The sequence below is a fragment of the Devosia chinhatensis genome (genome assembly GCF_000969445.1).
GTDB lineage: Bacteria > Pseudomonadota > Alphaproteobacteria > Rhizobiales > Devosiaceae > Devosia > Devosia chinhatensis.
The window spans coordinates 1,842,283-1,862,887 of the sequence record NZ_JZEY01000054.1 but is presented as its reverse complement, the minus strand read 5'-3'; the positions used below and the strand labels follow the sequence as shown (position 1 = coordinate 1,862,887).

Genomic DNA, 20,605 nt, shown 5'->3' with positions numbered 1-20,605 from the left:
CTGCACGCGGTTGCCAGAGGCGGTGCGCGGATAAAAGCCATCCGATAGCCTGCACAAACGCTTGCATTGCAACGATTTACAAGGCACGAAACGACACGCGGCGCGGTTTTGCGTCGGGAGTTGTTTTTTCCATGCCTTCGGCACTTTCGCGCTGGGACACTCCCGAGCTGCGCGCCTCCATTTATCAGTTCACCGTCTATGTTCCCGGCGGCGTCGCCTCGGTCTTCTTCGGCATCTGGCTCAGCGAGCACGGTATTCCAGCCGATCAGATCGGCATCATCAATGCCCTGCCGACGCTGTGCCTGCTGCTGCTCAACATCATCGTGGGGCGCATTGCCGACAAGGCGGACGACTGGCGCACGGCACTGCTCTATATCTCCTTCGCCTCGGCCCTCGCGCCGCTGCCGCTGTTCTTCGTTTCCGAATTCTGGGGCATCCTGACGATCTGGGCGCTGACCGCGACCAGCAATGGCCTTGTGGCGCCGGTGATCGACGCAGCGACGGTGCGGATGACGCGGCGCAACGGCACCGATTTCGGCGCCATCCGGGCATGGGCCACGGTCGGCTACGTGTTTGCCGCCGGAGGCATCGGGCTGTTGCTCGACGTGCTGGGTTCGAGTGCCTTCGTGACGCTCTATGTGGCGACGGTGGTGGCGCGGGCGGGCCTGGCGTTCCTGCTGCCGCGCTTCCGCGCGCCGGCGCCGAAGGTGACGCTGGCCAATACCGCGCCCGAAAGCGTGGCGCAGCCCAGCCGGCTGCGCGACAGTCTGCAATTGTGGTTCGTGCTGCCGCTGCTGGCCTTCGCGCTGGTCAATTCATCCAATGCGCTGATCGGCAGCTTTGCCGTGCTGGTGTGGCACGAGAACGGTATTCCGAGCTATTTCCTGGGACCGCTGCTGGGTATTGCGGCGGTGGGCGAGGCGATCCTGATGTTTGCCTGGCGGCGCTTTGGCGGGCGGGTGACGGCGCGCAACATGATCCTGGCGGGTGCGTTGGCGGGCCTGTTGCGGTTCACCATCATGGCGTTCAATCCGCCGGTGGAAGTGCTGTTCCTCACCCAGCTGCTGCACGCCTTCAGCTTCGGCATGGGCTATTTCGGGGTGGTGCACTTCATCGCCAACTGGACCAACGAGGCCAATGCCGCCGAGGCGCAGGGCTTTGCCAACATGCTCAACATGGCCACCGCAATGATCGCCCTGATCGCTTTCGGCGTGCTGGTCGAGCATTTCGGCACGCATGCCTTCTTCTATTCCACCGTCACCTGCCTGATGGCCATCGGCTGCGTGGTGTGGTCGCTGGCGCTGCGGCCGCCCAAGTCACTGGTCACCTGAAGGCTGGCGGACAGCGGTCAGTCAAAGGAGAGGCGGGCCGAGGTGCGATATTCGAGCGGCGCCTGACCGGCATGGCGACGAAACGCCTTGGCAAGGTAATTGGGGCCGGCAAAGCCGGTGGCCGTGGCGATGGCGGCAATGCCCAGATCGGTGGCGACCAGCAACCGCTCGATCCTCTCCATGCGCCTCAACCATACAAAGCGCGACGGGGGCATGCCCATGGCGGCGGTGAACTGGCGCACAAAATGGGCGCGGCTCAGTTCGGCCAGGCCGGCGAGGCGCTCGACATGCAGCGGCTCGGCTATATTGTTCTCGATATGGGCGATAACGCGCCGCAGGGCCGGCGAGAGGTCGGGTTCCGGCCGATCGGCAGCGGCAAAGGCGTGATCGTAGAGCGCGACCATGGCGCCGTAAGCCGACAGCGAAGCCGCGCCGGGACTGGTCATGGACTTGTCGAGCAGGGTCAGGCAGGAGGCCGCCAGGCGGTCGACAATGGCCGCGTCGGGCCTTAGCACCGGGCCATGGGCCGCGATAATGTCCCGCGCAAGGCGCAGCGCCTCGCGGCCATTGAGAACGAGCCAGAAATATTCCCATTCGCCGCCGCGCTCGAGCCAATAGCGATGCGCATGGGGCAGGGTGACGATCATGGTGTCACCGGGCCGAAGGCGATGGCGAACGCCCGAGAAGTCGAGCCTGCCTTCGCCCACCAGCGTATGCTGGACAATCACGAAGGGCGCGGTGCCGCGCTGGGTCCCATCCCAGGAATAGACCTCGTTGCGACGCTGCTCGTAGCCGGTGCTGATCGCCATGCAGTGGAGCGGCACCGGTGCCTTGGGCAGGCCCAGCACACGGATATCGTGGCCATGATCGAGCAGCTGGGCGAGCACAAAATTACCCTCGTTCGCACAAGCTTTCTCTATCACCGGGGGGCCGCTGAGCGCTAGCACATTACCTGAAATTCCCAGATGCCCGGAGGAGCAACACATGTCATTCAAGGTTACGGTGATCGGCGCCGGATCAATCGGCTTTACCAAGACACTGATCTCTGACCTGTTGAAGGTGCCCGAATTCGCCGATGTCGAATTCGCGCTGACAGACATCAACCCGCACAATCTGGATATGGTGAAGCAGGTGATCGAGACCATTGTTTCGGTCAACAAGCTGCCTGCCAAGGTGAGCGCGACGACCGATCGTCGAGCAGCCATTACCGGGGCGCGCTATATCATGAGCTGCGTGCGCGTCGGGGGGCTTGAGGCCTTTGCCAGCGACATTTCCATTCCGCTCAAATATGGCGTCGATCAGTGCGTGGGCGACACGATCTGCGCCGGCGGCATTCTCTACGGCCAGCGCAACATTCCGGTGATCCTCGATTTCTGCAAGGATATCCGGGAAGTGGCCGAGCCAGGTGCGCTGTTCCTCAATTATGCCAATCCCATGGCCATGAACACCTGGGCAGCCGAAATGTATGGCGGCGTCAATGTCGTGGGGCTCTGCCACGGCGTGCAGCATGGCGCTCACCAGATCGCCGAAGTGCTGGGCGTCACCGATGACGAGCTCGACTATGTCTGCTCCGGCATCAATCACCAGACCTGGTATATCGACATCCGCGCCAAGGGCCGCAAAATCGAGAAGGAAGAATTGATCGCCGGGTTCGAAGCCCATCCGATCTATTCCAAGACCGAAAAGGTCCGCATCGACGTGCTGAAGCGCTTCGGTGTCTATTCGACCGAGAGCAACGGCCATCTTTCCGAATACCTGCCCTGGTATCGCAAGCGTCCCGACGAGATCAATCGCTGGATCGACATGAGCCACTGGATCCATGGCGAGACTGGCGGCTATCTGCGTTATTCGACGGAGCGCCGCAACTGGTTCGAAACCGATTTCCCGGTGTTCAAGGAAGAGGCCAACAAGCCTTTGTCCGACTACAAGCGCACCAGCGAACATGCCAGCTACATCATCGAGGCCATTGAAACCGGCCGGGTCTATCGTGGCCACTTCAACCGCCGCAACAATGGCATCATTACCAATCTGCCCGATGACGCGATCATCGAAAGCCCCGGCTACGTCGACCGCTTCGGCATCAACATGATCGAGGGCATTACCCTGCCCACCGCCTGCGCAGCGACATGTTCGGTGTCCGTATCGGTGCAGCGCCTGTCGGTGGAAGCAGCGATGAGCGGGGATATCGACATGCTCAAGCTCGCCGTGCTGCATGATCCGCTGGTCGGAGCCATCTGTACGCCGGACGAAGTGTGGGCCATGGTCGACGAGATGGTGGTCGCCCAGGCGCAATGGCTGCCGCAATATGCCAATGCCGTGCCCGCCGCCAGGGAGCGCGTTGCCAAGTCCACGGTCAAGACGCGGGATTGGGAGGGGGCTGCGCGCAAGCGGGTGCGCTCGGTGGAAGAGCTTCGCGAGCTGAGCGGCAGCCACAGCTGATCTTGAATTGGCCGTGGCGGGCTCTGGCATTGAACGATGCCAGAGCTCGCCGCGGCCGTTTCGGTGCAAAGCGCGTGCGAGTTGTGCAGACGCATCCGGTGCTGACGCCGGGGGCGGACAGCACGAAGTCGATCTCGGAGGGGTCCGTCTGTCCCGGTCTTTTCTCCGGCTTTCTCAGAAACGCATGGAGACCGTGTTGCCCCCGCTTGTCGCCGATCCAAGCGCCTTCTAGCTTCTGTCCGAGGAGGAAAGCGGCATGGAAAAACCAGCGCATTTCGTGATCGTGGGCGGCGGAACAGCGGGCTGGATCGCGGCCTTCATCCTGCAGGATGAGGCGCGCCGGCGAGGGCTCAACATCAAGCTCTCGGTGGTCGAAAGCTCCCGCATTCCGACCGTGGGCGTCGGCGAAGCCACGACGGCCGCATTCCGCGTGCTGCTCAAGCATTTCGGCATCGACGAGTTCGAATTCTTCCGCAAGACCGATGCCAGCTTCAAGCTGGGGATCCGGCACGAGGATTGGCGGCGCAAGGGTTATACCTATTACGGGCCGATCGACGACCCGCACCAGGTGGTGCAGGCGCCGGCGGGCGCACCCAGCGACTACCTCAATGTCTATGCAGTGGCGGCTGGACGACCGGTTCAGGACATGCACCTGTTCCAGCCGCTGCTGGAGCAGAAGAAAGCGCCCTATGCGCGCAAGGCCGATGGATCGCTGATCCCGCTGGGGCCGTTTCATCATGCCTTTCATTTCGACCAGGCGCTGGTGGGCAAGTTCTTTGCCAGCAAGTCGCGGGGGGTCGATAAGGTCGATGCGCAGGTGGCGGGCGTCGAGCGGGACGGGGAGAGCGGCGATATCGCGGCCCTGGTGATAGATGACAATTCCCGGCTCGAGGGCGATTTCTTCATCGACGCCACCGGGTTCCGCAAGCAGATCATCGTCAAGGCGCTAGAGGCGCCATGGGTGTCCTATGCGCATGAATTGCCGGTCAATCGGGCCTTGCCGTTCTGGGTGGAGGTGAAGCCAGGGGAGGAGCTGGCCAACTACACGCGCGCCTGGGCACAGAATGCGGGATGGATGTGGCAGATCCCGACGCGCACCCGCTATGGCTGTGGCTATGTCTATTCGGACGAATTCTCGACATCCGAGCAGGCCAAGGCGGAAGTCGAGCGCGTGCTGGGCCACGAGATCGAGGTGCGGGGCGATATCCGCTTCCAGATCGGTCGGCTGGAAAAGGCCTGGATCGGCAATTGCGTGGCAGTGGGGCTGAGTTCGAGCTTTCTCGAGCCGCTCGAATCCACGTCCATCCATGGCACGATCGTCCAGATGATGCTGTTCGCACAGCGCTACATGGACCAGCCCGCGCGCATGACGCAGGACAAGCGGGACGATTACAATGCGCGGGTGGGGCGGCAGGTGGACGATTTCCGCACGTTCGTGAACACCCATTATGTCACCGAGCGCGACGACACGCCGTTCTGGCGCGAGGTGCGGGCAAACCGCATCCATCCCGAAACCAGAGAGCGGCTGGCGCACTGGCAGCGGGAAATGCCGCGCCATGAGCATTTCCCGAGCTATCTGGGCGGGCTGCCGCATATCGAGACGCAATTGCACTATCCGGTGCTCAACGGGCTCGGCCTGCTCGACCAGACCCTGGCGCGGCAGGAAATGGAGCGCGACCCCAAGCTGCGCCGCTTTGCGCAGGAGACCTTCGAGGGGCTGGTACGCGAATATCGGTCCGCGGCGCGGCAGGCGATGGGGCACGCCGAATTCCTGCAGGCCGTGCAGGACATGGGCTGACTTCTGCCGGCTGGTTGGGGCCGGGTTGGGGAGAAGCCGGCGAAAAAAGACCCCGGCGCGGGCGCGCCGGGGCTTCTGGAAGCAGAGGGAGGTCGATGCGTTGCCTCAGGCGACGCGCTGCTTCCGAGTTCCGCGCGCCCATTCGGGCAGCATGTCGCCATGCGCCTCGAGCAGATCGTCCACGAGGTTCCAGATCTGGTCGAGGTCGAGCTCTGCCGCCGTGTGCGGGTCCATCATGGCAGCGTGATAGATATGCTCGCGGTTTTCCTCGACGAGAGCCCGCACGGTCAGTTCCTGCACGTTGAGATTGGTGCGGATCAGCGCCGTCAGCTGGGGGGGCAGGTCGCCGATATAGGTGGGCTGCAAGCCGTTGTCGTCCACGAGGCACGGCACTTCGACGGCCGCATCATTGGGCAGGGAGGTGATGACGCCGTTATTGCGCAGATTGCCGTAGATCACCGAAGGTTCGCCGGTCCAGACCGAGTTGACGATCGAAGACGCATATTCCTTGGACTGCTTGACCTCGATGCGGTCGGCCCGCTTGTAGTCCTCGGAGGTCTGCTTCCAGCGGGCGATCTGTTCGACGCAGCGCTTGGGATATTCGTCGAGCGGAATACCGAATTTCTCGATCAGGTCCTCGCGGCCTTCCTTGATGAAATAGGGGGTGTATTCAGCGAAGTGCTCTGAGCTTTCGGTAACGAAATAGCCCAGGCGCGTCATCATTTCGTAGCGCACCTTGTTGGGGCAGCGCGGATTCCAGCCGGGCTTGGGCGCGCGGCCTTCGCGATAGGCGCGGTGCAGCTCGGGATAGAGATCCTTGTAGGTGCCGTCGGGCTGGCGATGCTCGAAATTGAGGAAGAAGGCCATGTGGTTGATGCCGGCCGAGCGGTAGCGGATGTCCTCGTAGGGGATGTCGAGGTCATGGGCGAGTTCGGCCGCCGTGCCCTGCACCGAATGGCAGAGGCCGACCTGCTTGATGGTCGGGTATCTCTCCGAGATGGCCCAGGTGTTGATGGCCATGGGATTGACGTATTGCAGCATGATGGCGTCGGGTGCCACCTCCAGCATGTCCTCGCAGATGCTCCAAAGATGCGGCACGGTGCGCAGGCCGCGCATGATGCCGCCCACGCCGAGTGTGTCGGCAATGGTCTGGCGCAGGTTGTATTTGCGCGGCACGTCGAAATCGATGACCGTCGAGGGCTCGTAGCCGCCGATCTGGAAGCAGACGACGACGAAATTGGTGCCGTCCAGCGCCTGGCGCTGATTGGAATAGGTCTGCACGGTTGCCGGCACGCCGAGGGTGGAAATCAGCTTGCGGGCGATGATCTCGCTTTCCTCGAGGCGGGTGGGATTGATGTCCATCAGCCGCACTTCGGCCCCGGCAAGGGCGGGGCGCTGCAGGATGTCACCAACGATGTTCTTCATGAACACCGAGGAACCGGCGCCGATGAAGGTGATCTTGGGATTTGCCATTTTCAGTGTAACTCCAGGGTCAGGCGGCAATTTCGAACGCGGCGCGCACAAGGCGGGCCGTGTATTCGGTTTTGGGATTGATGAGAACTTCGTTCACCGGCCCCTGTTCGACGATCTGGCCATGCTGCATGACCATGACCCGGTGACAGAGGGCGCGCACGACCTTGAGGTCGTGGCTGATGAAGAGATAGGACAGGCCCCGCTCGTTCTGCAGCTTGCGCAGCAGATCGATGATCTGGGCCTGCACCGACAGGTCGAGCGCGGAGGTCGGCTCGTCGAGCAGGATGAATTCGGGCTCCAGCGCGATGGCGCGGGCAATGGCGATGCGCTGGCGCTGGCCGCCGGAAAATTCGTGCGGGAAGCGGTTGAGGATCGTGTCGGGCAGGCCGGCATCGACCAAGGCCTGGCGGACGCGATCGATCCGCTCCTGAGTGTTGGCGCCGATGCCGTTCACGATCAGCCCTTCCTCGATGATCTGGCGGATGGACATGCGCGGATTGAGGCTGGCAAAGGGGTCCTGGAAGACGATCTGCATCCGGCTGCGCAAGGGGCGCATGCCCTTGCGGTCCTTCCCGTCGATGCGTTCGCCATCGAACCAGATCTGGCCACCCTGATTGCCGATGAGACGAATGAGGGCCTGTCCAAACGTGGTCTTGCCCGACCCACTCTCGCCCACGATGCCCAGCGTTTCGTGGCGCATGAGCTTGATGTCGAGATTGTCGACCGCCTTGAGCTCGAAGAAGTCGGGCTTGAAAAAACCGCCCCGTTTCAGCGTGAAGGCGACCTTGACCTCCTTGCCCTCGAGCACGACGTCATGCGCGCCCTCGGCCAGCGGCAGGGCCGTACCTTTCGGTTCGGATGCAAGCAGATGCCGGGTATAGGCATGGCGCGGATTGGCGAAAAGCTGTTCGGTCTCGTTGTGCTCCTGAACCCGTCCATTCTGCATGACATAGACATATTCGGAGAATTGCCGGACGATCGTCAGGTCATGGGTGATGAGGATCACCGCCATGCCGTACTTGTCCTTGAGATCCTTGATCAGGTTGAGGATCTGCGCCTGAACGGTGACATCGAGCGCCGTGGTGGGCTCGTCGGCGATGAGCACGTCCGGCCGATTGGCGAGCGCCATGGCGATCATGACCCGCTGGCGCTGGCCGCCCGAGAGCTGATGGGGGTAATTGTTGAGGCGCGCGCGGGGCTCGGGGATCTGCACTTCCTCGAGCAGCTTTTCGGCGCGCTTCATGGCTTCATCGCGCGAGACGCGATTGTGCAGGTGGATAATCTCGCAGATCTGCTGGCCTATCGTATAGACCGGATTGAGCGAGCTCATCGGCTCCTGGAAGATCATGGCGATGTCGTTGCCGCGCAATTTGCGCATGGCCTTGTCGCTCATGCCCACGACATCCTTGCCCGAAAGCGTGATGCGCGTGTCGGGCAGGATAGTGGCGCGCTTGGTCAACAGCTTCATGATGGTGCGGGCGGTCACCGACTTGCCCGAGCCGCTTTCGCCGACAAGGGCGATGGTCTCACCCTTGTGTAACTGGAAGGACACGTCGCGTACGGCATTGACCACGCCGCTCTCGACCTTGAAGTCCACTCCGATATTGCGTGCATCCAGGATCAGTTCGCGGCCGTGCTTGCCGAGATCGTGCCGTTCTGCAGGCGCCAGTTCCGTTTCGGTCATCTGCTGTTCCTCAATAGGGGTCTACGGCATCGCGCAGGCCATCGCCGAGCGCGTTGAAGGCAAAAACGGTGATCAGCACGAAGATGACGGGGCTCAAAATCCACGGATAGGAGCCGATCACCGAAAAGGTGCCGGTGTCCTGCAGCATGAGGCCCCAGGAGACGAGCGGGGGCTTCACCGCGAAGCCGAGAAAGCCAAGGAAGCTCTCCAGCAGCACGACGGAGGGGATGGCCAGGGTGATGGCCACGATGATGTGGCTGAGCACATTGGGCAGGATGTGCCGCAGGATAATGCGGCGATCGGTGGCACCTACGGCGATTGCCGCGCGCACATATTCGATGCGGGCCAGTGACAATGTCTTGGACCGCACCTCCCGGCTGAGCTGGGCCCAGCCAAGCACCGCCATCACGAAGATGACGAAGGTGAGGAAGACATTGGACGGCGCCGTAACCGGGATCAGCGAGGTGAGCGCCAGATAGAGCGGCAATTGGGGGAAGGCGAGAACGAATTCCACGAAGCGCTGCACCCAGGCGTCGACGGCGCCCCCGATATAGCCGGAGGTAATGCCCACGAGCGTGCCGACAATGGTCGTCATGGTGACCACGGCCAGCGCGATCATCAGGCTGATGCGCGACCCGATAATGCCGCGCGAAAGGATATCGCGGCCGAACTTGTCGGTGCCCAGCAATTGGATCGGGCGGCCGTCTGTGGACCCGAAGAAATGGATATTGGTCGGGATCACCCAGAACAGGCGATAGCTGTAGCCCTGCACGAAAAAGCCGGTTGGGGTCGGGTCGTCCTTCACCGCGCCGGTCAGTGGCTGGTAGGTGATGGGATCGAATTCGCCCGTGTCGCCGATGGGATAGACGTAGGGAATGAGGCTGAAATTGCCCTGGGGGTCTTCGAAGGCGATGAGGTCCGGCGGGGCAAAGGGCAGGTTGGTTGCCCTGGGGTCCATGGGCGCGAAGAAGTCGGCGAAAATAGACACCACCAGCAGGAGCATGACCAGCACGAGCCCGATCATGCCCATGGTAGAGCGACGGAACCGTCGCCAGACCAGCATGGCGTAGGTTTCGCTCTTGGCGCCGAAGCGGGTAACGACAGCGCTTGCCGACGATTCTTCGGCCGGCGTGGGTGCGGGGCCGCCTGCAGCATCGGTAGGCAGCGGAATGGACGAATGATTGTCGGTGCGGCTCATTCCTTGTTGCCTCCGAGGCGAATGCGCGGATCGAGCGCAACGAGCAGGATATCGGCGATGATGTTGCCGATGATGAGCGTGGCGGCCAGAACAAGCATGAAGCTGGCGGTGACGAAGACGTCGCCGACGGCCATGGAGCCGACAATGGCCGGGCCGACCGTGGCGAGGCCGAAGACGATGGCGACCTCGATCTCGCCCGTCAGCATGTAGGGGAGGACGACACCCTGATAGGCGACCAGGGGATGCAGTGCGTTGGGCACGGCATGCTTCATGATGACTGCGCCCTCGGGCAGGCCCTTGGCCCGGGCCGTCTCGACATATTGGGAATTGAGCACGTCCAGCAGATTGGCGCGCATCACCCGCATATTATAGGCGAGCCCGCCGAAGGTGGCGATGAAGATGACCGGCCACACATGGGAGACAAGGTCGACAAACCGGCCCCAACCCCAGGGCTGGCCGCCCCAATAGGCTGAATTGAAATTGCCGATTTCGTTGACGCCCATGCGGAAGACGAGAACGTAGAGGATGACGATGGCGAGCAGAAACCGCGGAATGGTCATGCCCAGGAAGGAGATGATGCCCAGAAGCGTATCGGCCCAGCTGTACTGGCGGGTGGCGGCGATGATGCCCAGGCCGATGCCCAGGAACGATGCCAGGAGGTGGCAGACCAGAGCGAGGGCAATGGTCGGCGGCAGGCGCTCGGCGATCACATTGCCCACCGGCTTGTTGTAATAAAGCGAGTGTCCGAAATCGAAGCGGGTGACGATGCCGGTGATCCAGCGGAAATATTGCATGACCAGCGGGTCGTTGAGGCCATTGGCTTCGCGATAGGCCTGAGCCTGGATTTCAGCCAGGTCGGGCCGCACCCCACCCTGATTGATCAGCATGGAGCGGATGTAATCGGCATAGTCGCCGGGCGGCGCCTGGATGATGGCGAACGTCACGACGCTGAGCAGGAACAGCAGCGGGATCGCGCCAAGAATGCGGAAGACGAGAAAGCGAAGCATAAAGGCCTCATTGACTAGGGATAAACCCCATACCCCGACCCTCCGCCCCTGAGGGCGAGGGGGCAGACCGCGCATTGGGCGCGATCTTGCCAAAGGTCACTGAGTTGGTTCCGGCCCTTGCGGGCAGAGGGCTGCAGAGGGGCGGCGGTGGCCGCCCCTCGTTGGTTTCCAATCAGACGGCGCCCGCGCCGCCCGGTTCACCCGGCAGGGTTTCAGGATGCAGCTCATAGCCGCCCTGCTGGTCCTCCGGCACGAACACCCGTTCACGGATGATGTTGTCCTCGGCCCAGTTGAACTGGAAGATCGGGGCGCCGGCCGGGATATTGGCAAAGCGCTTGTTGATGATCAGCGCGCCCGGATATTGGGTGAGCCCGATGGAGTAGATGTTCTCGGTGAAGATGCGCTGGTAATCCTTCATGATCTCGGCGCGTTCTTCATTGTCGCTGGTGGTGACGAAGCTGTTGACCAGATCGACCAGCTCCTGCTCGAACGGCAGGAGATCCAGCGTTCCATCGCTGCCGGCACGGTGGAAGGTGTGGATGCGCGGACCCGTCGGCGCCAGGGCCGCCGTGTTCTGCACGATGGACACCATTTCAGCGCCCTGACGCACCACCGACCAGTCAAACTGGCCCGAGGCCGCCATGTCGTCACGCGCATTCCCCTGCTGGAAGTTGGCGATGACGCGCAGGCCGAGCGGCTCCATCATGGCAATCACGCCTTCGGCGAGATTTGTATCGGTGCCGTAGTCGGAATTGGCCAGCAGCGTGATTTCCACGTCCGCCCCGCCGGCTGTGCCTTCGGGGAAATTGCGGACGCCATTGCCGTCGGTATCCATCAGTCCCAAGCCATCGAGAAGCGCATTGGCCGCTTCAAGATCGTAGGGATAATAGACGGTGGACTCCTTGTCGTAGAAGCTCGTGCCGGCATAGAGCCCGCCCGGATAGATGGCAGTGAAGGGACCACGCACCAAAGCATCGCCCAGGCGCTGCCGATCCAGGCCAATCGAGATCGCCTTGCGGAAATCGAGATCACGGTTCAGCTCGCGAACGGCCTGAGCGCGGGCATCGGGTTCGCCCCAGCCATTGCCCGACATATTGGGCTGGAGGGCATAGCCGATCGTGCGGGCGCCGAATTGCAGGCGGGCGGGCGCAGAATCCTCAGCGGAACGACGCAGCGATTCGACGTAGCTTTCGGCCTGCTCAAGGTTGGAGAAGTCGCCCGAGCCGGCAACGGCCTGGACGTCACGATCTGCCCAGGTGGAGAGCCGATAATGCATCTCGTTGAGATAGGGCAGCTGATTGCCGTTCTCGTCGACCTTCCAGTAATAGGGATTGCGCCGCATCACGATGATGTCGTCCGGGCGATATTCGACCGGCACCCACGCGCCCATGACCGGCATGTTCATATATTCGGGCGGGAAAGCGTTCTTGTACTGCTCGTAGGTGTTGTCCGAATAGTTCGGGTGCTGCGGCTTGAGCAGGTGGCTGGGGCCCGGACAGAACGTGCCATAGGCCATGGTGTAGAGATATTGGGTAGGGAAGGCTTCCTGGAAGGTCCACTTGATGGTGTAGGCATCAATGGCTTCGAGCGTGGTGCCGACGCCGAAGGATTCAGGGGTGGCGCCGTTGAGCGGGGACACGTTGGCATCCATGACGTTGTCGTTCCAGTAGAACATCACGTCTTCGCTGTCGAACGGATCGCCGTCGGACCACTTGGCACCCTCGATCAGGTGCATGGTCAGTTCCTTGCCGTCTTCCGACCATTCCCAGCTCTTGGCGAGGTTTGGCATGGGCTCGAGCTCTTCGGCCTTGACCATGAAGAGCGGGCCTGTGCGCGTCAGGCATTCTGAGAGGCCGATGTCGATGCCGCCCCAACCCTGGCTCTGGCCGCCGATATAGTTCCAGCCTTCGGGGCGGCCGCCGATGACGTGGCGCATGGTGTCGCCATAGACGCCGACGCCGTCGGGCATGTTGCCGACCTTGTAGACCATCGGCTCCTTGGGCAGGCGCTCGGCCACGGGCGGCAAGGTGCCGGCATCCACATATTTCGAGGTGACCCAATCGGGCTCATGATATTCGGGCAGAGCGCGGTATTCGAGGATGTCAGAAATGCTGACGAAGATCGGCTCGCTCTGCGCGGCAAATTCCGGCGGGTCTGGCAACTCGCCGCTGAGCTCCTGCGCGGGCAGGGCCAGCATGGATACGGACAGCAAAAGTCCTGCCCCGCCAAGGGCATAGATAGGCTTTCTCAAAGGAACCTCCCATTTTTGCCGGGGCTGCAAATGCAGAATGCGGGCCGCTCACTCCTCCGGCCTTGACCCCGTGCATGAGGGAAAGCCTAGCGCTTGCCAGTGTCGAAACAATCCGAAATAGTAGAGACTTCTTCCGGGATTCAAAGAAATGACGGAAAAGTATGATTGAGGATGGCGAGCGCATCAGCGTGACCGAAAAGCGGGCGCCGCGCCCCACGCCGCGGCCCGACCGAAGCTTTTATGCGTCGGGGAAAGCCTTCGGGCGGTTCGGCATCCGCATCTTTCCGCCCCAGATCATGGCGCAACCCCACACCCATGGGCATATCGAGTTCAACTGGCTGACCCAGGGCCGTATGGACTACGTGTTCGACGGCGGCGGGGTGAGCGTGGGGCCCAACCGGCTGATCGCCTTCTGGGCCGGCATTCCGCACCAGACGGTCAATCTGGATGCAGTTGGCGAGGGGCGACAGCTCAACATCTACCTGCCCATGGATTCGTTTCTCGAAATGTCACAGCTGGGCCGGCTGACCGAAACGCTGATGGGGGGAGGGGTCATCCAGCTCTCGCCCGAATGCGTGGGGCTGGAAACGCTCGAGCGCTGGCACGCCGATTACCGCAGCGGCAATTCTCTGCGCACCGATCTGGCGCGTACCGAAATCGGCTCCATGTTCCGGCGCGCGGCAATCATCGGCTGGGAAACATTGCTGCCGGCATGGCTGGAGAAGTCGGGAACGCGGACGCGCAGCGCAACGCCGGTGCGCTATGTGGTGCGCATGGTGCGCCATATCGTGGAGAACATTGCCGATCCGCTGACGGCGCAGGACATTGCCGAAGTTGTGGACCTGCACCCCAATTATGCCGCAGATCTGTTTTCCAAGGTCATGCATATCTCGATCCAGAAATTCGTGGTGCGCATGCGGCTGATCCGGGCGCGATCGCTGCTGTTCGACGGCAATCAATCGGTCGCCAATATCGCCTTCCAGGCCGGGTTCGGCTCGCAGACCCAGTTCTACGATCATTTCCGCCGCGCCTATGGCATGACGCCCAACCAGATGCGGCGCGACAATATCCGCTAGGCATGGCGCACGTGGTGTAACCGCCCAAGAAGAAGGCCCCGGATTGCTCCGGGGCCTTCGTCCTTTTTCGGATCTCGCGCGATCAGCTGAGGCGGCCGCTGGCATGGGCGAGGGTGGTATAGACCTTGCCGCGATCGGACAGCAGGTAATCGCGGGTCTCGCCCGACGGATTGGGCCCGGCGGCGGCGCGCTTGAGCAGCTGCTCGAACTCGCTCATGTAGGCCTGGGCCGTACGGGCGAAATCGGCGTCGCGCTGCATGCGGCGACGGACCTCGTCATAGGTGCCCTGGCCGGTCAGCGAATAGATCCTGCGGGTAAAGACGTTGGACTCGCCGGACTGGTATCGGGACCAGGCATCGGCGAGGGCGCCGTCATCGATGGCCCGCACGATTTCCTCGCTGAGACCGGAGAGGCCGGTTTGGGGTGCTGTGTTACCGGCCTGCTGCTTGGCGGAGGCATTGCGCAACACGTCGCGAAGCCAGCCGCCCTCGGCCTCGGGCTGTTGCTGAGCGGTGGGAGCTGCGGCAGGAGCGGGGGCAGGGGCCGATGCGGGTGCAGGTGCAGGTGCCGGCTGCGGAGCCGGGGCGCTGCGGATCGGATCGACCAGAACCTGACGGGCCGGCTCGGCGCGATAGGTTTCGCGCGGGGCTTCGACCTGCTGGCGCGGCGGCTGGTAAGACGGCTGCGGTTCAGCTTGGCGCGGCGCACGCTGCGGCGAGCGGCGGTCGATGAGGTCGTGGCTGGCGGGCTGGGCACGCACGATGGCGTTGAGCTCGCTCAGCGCCTCGATCTGCTCGGCCACGACGCGGCGCATTGCGGCGGCGCTGGCACGGGTTTCCTCCGGCAGCTCGTTGACGCCGCGGGCCAGCTCGGCGCGGGTGGCTTCGAGCTCGCCGCCGACTTCGCGCGCCGTGTCGCGCATCGAGCGGGCCGTCTCGGCGAAGCGCTTGGTGGCATCCTCGATGGCGCGCTGCATTTCCTCGACCATGCGCTGCTGGGCTTCCTGCAGGGCAGAGCTGGCGCGGCGGCCCTCGGTATCGGCAACCGAGTGGAATTCACCCAGCTTGCCGGTGACTTCGTCGGAGGTTTCGTCGAGGGCGCGGCGCAGGTGGCCGGTATTGGATGCAATGGCGCTGCGCACCGAATTGGTCGAGTCCGAGATGGTGTCGGCCAGGCTGCTGGTGGTGGTGGTGAGCACGTCGGTGACGGAACTGGCCGTCGAGGTGAGAACGTCGCTGACCTTGGCGGCATTTTCCTCAAGCGCGGAATTAACGTGATCGGTCTGGTCCGAAAGGGCGAACCGGATCGAGCTCGTCGTCTGGTTGAGCGCTGCAGCGGCGGCCTCGGCAGCGCGCTGGACGGCAGAGTCCATCTGCGAAACGCTGCTGTTGAGGTGCGAGTTGAAGCGCTCGCTGGTGCTGTAGAGGGCGTTGTTGACGCTGCTCGTATTGCTTTCCAGTGCCTCGGTAAGCGTGGTCGTTGTCTGCTCGAGAACGTCGTGCACGGAATGGGACGTGGCCTGGAGGGCGTCGTCCATGGCGCGGCGGGCCGAGATCAGGCGACGCTCTGTATCGTTGACCGTATCGGCGATGGTCTGGGCGAACAGACGCATGCGACCGTCGATATCGTCGGCGCGGGCCGCAAAGCTCTGGGCCAGGGCATCCATGGCGCCACGACGATCCTCGAGATTGTCGAGCGCGGTGCTGCTGCTGGTTTCCAAGGCCTGCGAGGCCTGGGTGAGGCCGACAGCTTCGGCGTCGAGGCGGCCGAGAATGGAGGAGAACTCGTCCACCATGCTGCGGATGGTGTTCTGCAGGGCGCCCACATGCTGGGTGACCATTGCGCCGGCCTGTTCGGTCTGGCCCATGGCTTCGCGCATGGTGGTCGAATAGCTCTGAGTCTGCTGGGCGACGCTGGTTTCGAGGCTCGCCAGGTTGGCCGTGGAGGCATCGAGAACGCGCTGCAGCAGCAGGTTGGAATCGTTGAGCTTGTTGAGGGCGTTGGTGACGTCGCTGAGAATGCGCGTGGTCGAGACAGACATGATCTGCTCGGCTTCATGGGCATTTTCGGCAAGGGCGTCGCGCAGCAGGTTACCGTGGCTGGCCAGGGCATTCTGCAACTCGGCTGAACGGGTCGTGACGAGTTCCGAGAAGTGAGAGGTCTTTTCCTCGACGGTCCGGTTGATGTCGCTGAGGCGCCCTTCGATAGCATCGACGGCACCCACGGCCTTGACCGAGACGATCTGGTCGATATTGGCGGCCGCAAGACGGATCTGGTCGAGCGCGTCGCGGACAGCCGAATCCATGCGGGTCGCGGTGGATTCGACATTGTCGGAAATAGCCGATGCGGCAGCGGTTATGCGCGTGGCAATGGTTTCCTCGATGCGGTCGGCGCCGGCTTCGAGGTCGGTCATGGACTGGGTGATCGAGGTGCTGATCGAGGCGTTGAGGGCGGCCAGGCGCTCGGCAGTGATGTCGGCGCGGGCGGTGATTGCCTCGGGCAGGGTGCCCAGGCGCTGATCGACCATTTCGGCAATGGCGTTGCGGGCCGAGGTCACTCCGCTCTCGATGAGGGCTGCGGCCTGGCGCGCACTTTCGCCCACGCTCTGGCTGGCCTGCTCGATGCTGGCGGCAATACCCTTCTCGGCGTCGGAAATGCGGACAATGGCCGTGTCGAGCCCGTCGCCGAGGCTGGTATTGACCTCTGCAACCTTGCCCGAGACGACTGTGGACATTTCATCGAGACGCGCCTGCATGGTGCTGGTGACCTGGCGCAGCGAGCCATCGATATTGTCGCGGGCGCGGGCACTTTGCTGTTCGAGCGTCTCGGCCAGCTCGGCCGTATGCAGTCCGATGGTCTCGCCGATCGACGTGGTGTGCGTGGCCAGCGTATCGGACAGGGCCTGGGTACGCCCGGCAAGCGCTTCGGACAGGAGCTGAGTGCGGTTCTGCACGGCCCCGGCCAGTTCCTGGGTGCGGGTGTCGAGGACGCCCGACAATTCCTGGCTGCGCGTGTCGAGAACATTGGCCAGTTCCTGGCCGCGGGTTTCCAGAACACCGGACAGATGCTGGCTGCGGCTCTCGATGGCACCGGAAAGAGCCTCGGTGCGGCTCTCGATGGCAGAGGAAAGGGCATCGGTGCGGCTCGCCAGCATGCCGGCGAGGGCGTCGGTACGGCTATCGAGTGCGCCGGAGATTTCCTGCGAGCGTTCTTCGAGGCGGCTGACAAGGGTGCCGGTGCGCTCGTCGATCTGGCCGTACAGGTCGTTGGTCCGGGTTTCCAGCTCGAGCGAAAGCGCATTGGTGCGCTCGGAGAGCGTGTCGGCGAGGCGCTGCGTGCGACCGGCAATAGCCTGGTCGAAGGCCTGGGTGCCGGTGCCGAGCGTCTGTCCCAGCTCCTGGGACCGGATGCGGATGGCTTCGTTCATCTGGCTGGCCTGGCCCGCAAGCGCCTGCTGCAGCTCGGCAGACCGCGTTTCGAGGGTTTCGGCGATACCGGCAGTCTGGGCACCCAGGGTCTGCTGCAATTCATCGGTACGAATGGCGATGGAGGCGGCGATTTCCGAGGCGCGGGCGGCCAGGGTCTCGTCCAGCTCGGTGGTGCGGATGCCAATGGCCTCGGTGACCTGGCTGGCACGGGCGGCCAGAATTTCGTCGATGTGCCCGGCGCGGCTGTCGAAGGTTTCGGCGAGCTGGCCGGCGCGGCTGTCGAGCGTCTCGGCAATTTCGCGCGTGCGGTTGCCGATGGTCTCGGAGACCGACTTGGTCTTGGCGCCAAGCACCTCGCTCAATTCGCGGGTCCGCTCGGAGACGATGTCGTTGAAGCGCCCCGATTCTTCATTAAGCGCCATTTCGAGCACATTGGCGCGGGCGGCAAAGCTCGTGCCCTGCTGGTCAAGGCGCGAGATCAGGTTTTCGCCCTTGTCGCCGATGACATTGTCGAGGGCATGCAGCTTTTCGTCGAGCAGGCCGGTGATTTCTGTCAGGCGGGTGTCGAACAGACCAAGTGAATCCTGGCCGGCGGTCGAGAGCGTCAGGCGGGCGCGTTCCGAGGTTTCGTCCAAGGCGCCGTTGATCTCGATGATCGCCGATTGGAGGCGACTATCGAGCGCATTGAGCTGAATGGAGACCGATTCATCGAGCTGGCGCGTCATGGTCGCGAGCAGCAATTCGGCCTCGGTGGCGCGACCGGAAATGTCACCGGAGACGCGGGCGCCGATCTCGGCGAGGGCGGCGCTGACTTCGTCGCCGCGGCTGCGCAGCTGGTCGAGCAGGGAAGAGCCGCCATCGGTCAGAAGATTGGCCAGCGTATTGGTGCGGTCATCGAGGGCCGAGGCCAGTTCGCCCGTGCGCGCCTCGATGAGGCCGGCAATGGTACGCGACCGATCTTCGAAACTGGCCGTGGCCGCATCTGTGCGATCGGCGATCTGCTGGGTGCGGGCGTCGATGGCGGAGGCGATGCCCGAGGCATGGGCGTCCAGCGCATCATTGAGAATGGCAATGCGGTCTTCGATGCCCGAATTGAGCTGGGCGGAACGCGCGTCAAGGGCACGCTCCATGGCGGCAGTCTGCTCGTCAAAGCCCAGCGAGAGGCGGTCGGAGCGCTGGTCTAGAGCGCCGAGGAAATCGGTGGTGCGATTTTCAACAAGACCGACAAAGCTGTCGGCGCGCTCGCTGAAGCCGCTATTGAGCGTATTGCCGGCAGTTTCGAGAGCGCGGGTGAGGTTGCCGCCGCTTTCCACGATGGTGCCGGCAATGCGCTGGCTGATCATGTCCAGATCGAAGACGAGGCCGGTATGGCTTTCGGTGATCGCTTCGCGCACGCGCTCGGTATTGGTGAGCACGCTTTCGCGCTGGCTGGCCAGTTCAGCGATGAGGGCGCGCATACGCGATTCGTTGTCGGAATAGGTGCGCTCGAGGGCGGTGACCTCGTTGTGGATCATCACTTCGAGCTCGCCAGCGCGCGACAGGGCCCGCTCCAGGCCATCGCCCAGGGCGTTGACCTCGCGGCGCACCGCCTGGCCGACGGACGCGACCTTATCGGCGGCGGTCACTTCAGGTTCGGCAAGGCGGATGGCCGCCTGGGTGATGGACGAGGCGGCGTTGCGCAGGTCGGCGGCGCGACGGAACAGGGTGGCGACCGCAAAAAAGCCCAGGACCGGAAGGACCATGATGGCGAGTACGGCGACAAACTCGATGGTGCCGACAAAGGCACTGAAATTGGTCATCTGCGGACCAAGGCGCAGCCATGCCACGACGCCAGTGGCGGCAACCCAGATGACGGAGAGCACGAAGGCCAGCCAGGTCGGGGCAGACGAGGAACGCGTCTGCAGACCGTAGAGCAGCTTTGACGCCGAAATGCGGTCGTCATTGGCGACGGCGCCGGCTTGCTGGGCGATCTTGTCAGCAGCACGCAGCCGCTCCGAACGCGCCGGCTCCGCAGCCTTCTTTTCGGATTTCTTTTCGGAAGGCGTGTCCAGGCTGAACACCGAATCCTTGAGAGCGTCCTCTACGGCCGAGAAGGCCAGGGCGGCCGGATCGTTCTGCGGGGTCGGATTCTTCGCCATACTCTTTACAACTCTCGCGTCGACATAGCAGCGACAAGGCGGTTTTCGGGAGTAGACATGACGCCATAGCCCTTTCCGGGCCCAAAGCCATTTCGGAACAATTCGATGCAATTGCCCCGCATCGTTCCCCCAACCACTCGCCGCCGCGCGCTGGTTCAAAGCCCATTCATACATTCAATTTTATGCAAACCGAACGGTTTCTTACCCAAAGGTTAATTTTTCGGGTGGAAACGTTAAGGAATGGACGGCTGAACCAAGGCGAAGATGTGGCTTAATCTCTGATTCACGCGCCGCCCCTAAAGTCTTCAACACCGAAATGGAGATGACGGTCGCAGCGCCGTCGGTTTGGAGAGCCCGATGGCCCAGAGAGCCGTTGCAGAAACGCCCGTTGCCCAGGGCATGACCCGACCGGCGCGACCGGTGGACCTAGTGCATCTGACCAAGCAATGCCTTGGCGACGAAAATCTCGAGCTGGAAATCCTGCGGCTCTTCGATACCACGCTCACCACCTATTTCGGCCGGCTCAAGCTGGCTTCCAGCTTCGACGACCTTGCCATCAACCTGCATTCGATCAAGGGATCGGCAGCGGGGGTAGGGGCCTGGGGCATCGTCGACATTGCAAAAGCCTGCGAGGCCGACCTGCGGGCAGGCCGACCGTTGCGAGCGGAGCGGATCGACGATCTGGGAATCGCGGTGGAGGAAGTGCGGGTCTTCGTGACCCGGATGCTGGCCGGCGTGGATGACTGAACCTTCGGCCCCGGGGCGCCGGCATTTGACCCAAA

At 63.0% G+C, this 20,605-nt stretch carries 12 protein-coding genes; 5 read left to right on the top strand and 7 right to left on the bottom strand.

What is annotated here, in order from left to right; all coding sequences use genetic code 11:
- Positions 1-131: 131 nt before the first annotated feature.
- Positions 132-1,331, top strand: coding sequence for an MFS transporter (locus tag VE26_RS09015; RefSeq protein ID WP_046104632.1), 1,200 nt, complete (start codon positions 132-134; stop codon positions 1,329-1,331).
- 17 nt (positions 1,332-1,348) lie between these two features.
- Here VE26_RS09015 and VE26_RS09010 read toward each other — a convergent pair whose 3' ends face one another.
- The gene (locus tag VE26_RS09010) at positions 1,349-2,218 is read right to left on the bottom strand and encodes an AraC family transcriptional regulator (RefSeq protein WP_046104631.1); all 870 of its coding nucleotides are present in this window, start codon (positions 2,216-2,218) and stop codon (positions 1,349-1,351) included.
- A 97-nt stretch (positions 2,219-2,315) separates the two neighbouring features.
- Here VE26_RS09010 and melA (VE26_RS09005) point away from each other — a divergent pair, with 97 nt between their 5' ends.
- On the top strand, positions 2,316-3,770 hold the full coding sequence (gene melA, locus VE26_RS09005) for an alpha-glucosidase/alpha-galactosidase (protein ID WP_046104630.1): 1,455 nt from the start codon (positions 2,316-2,318) through the stop codon (positions 3,768-3,770).
- Positions 3,771-4,026: 256 nt separating this feature from the next.
- On the top strand, positions 4,027-5,568 hold the full coding sequence (locus tag VE26_RS09000; protein WP_046104629.1) for a tryptophan halogenase family protein: 1,542 nt from the start codon (positions 4,027-4,029) through the stop codon (positions 5,566-5,568).
- Positions 5,569-5,673: 105 nt separating this feature from the next.
- On the opposite strand, the gene melA (VE26_RS08995) is transcribed toward VE26_RS09000, so the two are convergent.
- The 5 genes from melA (VE26_RS08995) to VE26_RS08975 form a co-directional block, all read right to left on the bottom strand.
- A complete protein-coding gene (melA, locus tag VE26_RS08995; RefSeq protein ID WP_046104628.1) occupies positions 5,674-7,041 on the bottom strand; it encodes an alpha-glucosidase/alpha-galactosidase in 1,368 nt (455 codons plus the stop codon).
- A 19-nt stretch (positions 7,042-7,060) separates the two neighbouring features.
- Positions 7,061-8,725, bottom strand: a complete 1,665-nt coding sequence (locus tag VE26_RS08990) for an ABC transporter ATP-binding protein (RefSeq protein WP_084620164.1) — start codon at positions 8,723-8,725, stop codon at positions 7,061-7,063.
- Between the two features lie 10 nt (positions 8,726-8,735).
- Positions 8,736-9,923: an ABC transporter permease gene (locus VE26_RS08985; RefSeq protein WP_084620161.1), complete on the bottom strand. Its 1,188-nt coding sequence runs from the start codon at positions 9,921-9,923 to the stop codon at positions 8,736-8,738.
- On the bottom strand, positions 9,920-10,930 hold the full coding sequence (locus VE26_RS08980; protein ID WP_046104627.1) for an ABC transporter permease: 1,011 nt from the start codon (positions 10,928-10,930) through the stop codon (positions 9,920-9,922). The genes VE26_RS08985 and VE26_RS08980 overlap by 4 nt, the downstream gene beginning before the upstream one ends.
- Positions 10,931-11,102: 172 nt before the next feature.
- Entirely contained in the window at positions 11,103-13,127 is a 2,025-nt protein-coding gene (locus tag VE26_RS08975) for an ABC transporter substrate-binding protein (protein WP_046104626.1), read from the bottom strand.
- 215 nt (positions 13,128-13,342) lie between these two features.
- On the opposite strand from VE26_RS08975, the gene VE26_RS08970 reads away from it, so the two are divergent.
- Complete coding sequence (locus VE26_RS08970) at positions 13,343-14,257, top strand: helix-turn-helix domain-containing protein (RefSeq protein WP_046104625.1); 915 nt, start codon at positions 13,343-13,345, stop codon at positions 14,255-14,257.
- Positions 14,258-14,339: 82 nt separating this feature from the next.
- On the opposite strand, the gene VE26_RS08965 is transcribed toward VE26_RS08970, so the two are convergent.
- Entirely contained in the window at positions 14,340-19,823 is a 5,484-nt protein-coding gene (locus VE26_RS08965; RefSeq protein WP_046104624.1) for an apolipoprotein A-IV repeat region-like domain-containing protein, read from the bottom strand.
- Between the two features lie 357 nt (positions 19,824-20,180).
- Between VE26_RS08965 and VE26_RS08960 the strand changes: the two genes are divergently transcribed.
- Complete coding sequence (locus tag VE26_RS08960; RefSeq protein WP_046104623.1) at positions 20,181-20,570, top strand: Hpt domain-containing protein; 390 nt, start codon at positions 20,181-20,183, stop codon at positions 20,568-20,570.
- Positions 20,571-20,605: the final 35 nt, after the last annotated feature.

What these genes read in the sequence shown, in the direction of transcription:
- VE26_RS09015 (WP_046104632.1), top strand. Translation starts at nt 132, where the DNA reads ATGCCTTCGGCACTTTCGCGCTGGGACACTCCCGAGCTGCGCGCCTCC.
- melA (WP_046104630.1), top strand. Translation starts at nt 2,316, where the DNA reads ATGTCATTCAAGGTTACGGTGATCGGCGCCGGATCAATCGGCTTTACC.
- VE26_RS09000 (WP_046104629.1), top strand. Translation starts at nt 4,027, where the DNA reads ATGGAAAAACCAGCGCATTTCGTGATCGTGGGCGGCGGAACAGCGGGC.
- melA (WP_046104628.1), bottom strand. Translation starts at nt 7,041, where the DNA reads ATGGCAAATCCCAAGATCACCTTCATCGGCGCCGGTTCCTCGGTGTTC.
- VE26_RS08990 (WP_084620164.1), bottom strand. Translation starts at nt 8,725, where the DNA reads ATGACCGAAACGGAACTGGCGCCTGCAGAACGGCACGATCTCGGCAAG.
- VE26_RS08985 (WP_084620161.1), bottom strand. Translation starts at nt 9,923, where the DNA reads ATGAGCCGCACCGACAATCATTCGTCCATTCCGCTGCCTACCGATGCT.
- VE26_RS08980 (WP_046104627.1), bottom strand. Translation starts at nt 10,930, where the DNA reads ATGCTTCGCTTTCTCGTCTTCCGCATTCTTGGCGCGATCCCGCTGCTG.
- VE26_RS08975 (WP_046104626.1), bottom strand. Translation starts at nt 13,127, where the DNA reads ATGCTGGCCCTGCCCGCGCAGGAGCTCAGCGGCGAGTTGCCAGACCCG.
- VE26_RS08970 (WP_046104625.1), top strand. Translation starts at nt 13,343, where the DNA reads ATGATTGAGGATGGCGAGCGCATCAGCGTGACCGAAAAGCGGGCGCCG.
- VE26_RS08965 (WP_046104624.1), bottom strand. Translation starts at nt 19,823, where the DNA reads ATGGCGAAGAATCCGACCCCGCAGAACGATCCGGCCGCCCTGGCCTTC.
- VE26_RS08960 (WP_046104623.1), top strand. Translation starts at nt 20,181, where the DNA reads ATGGCCCAGAGAGCCGTTGCAGAAACGCCCGTTGCCCAGGGCATGACC.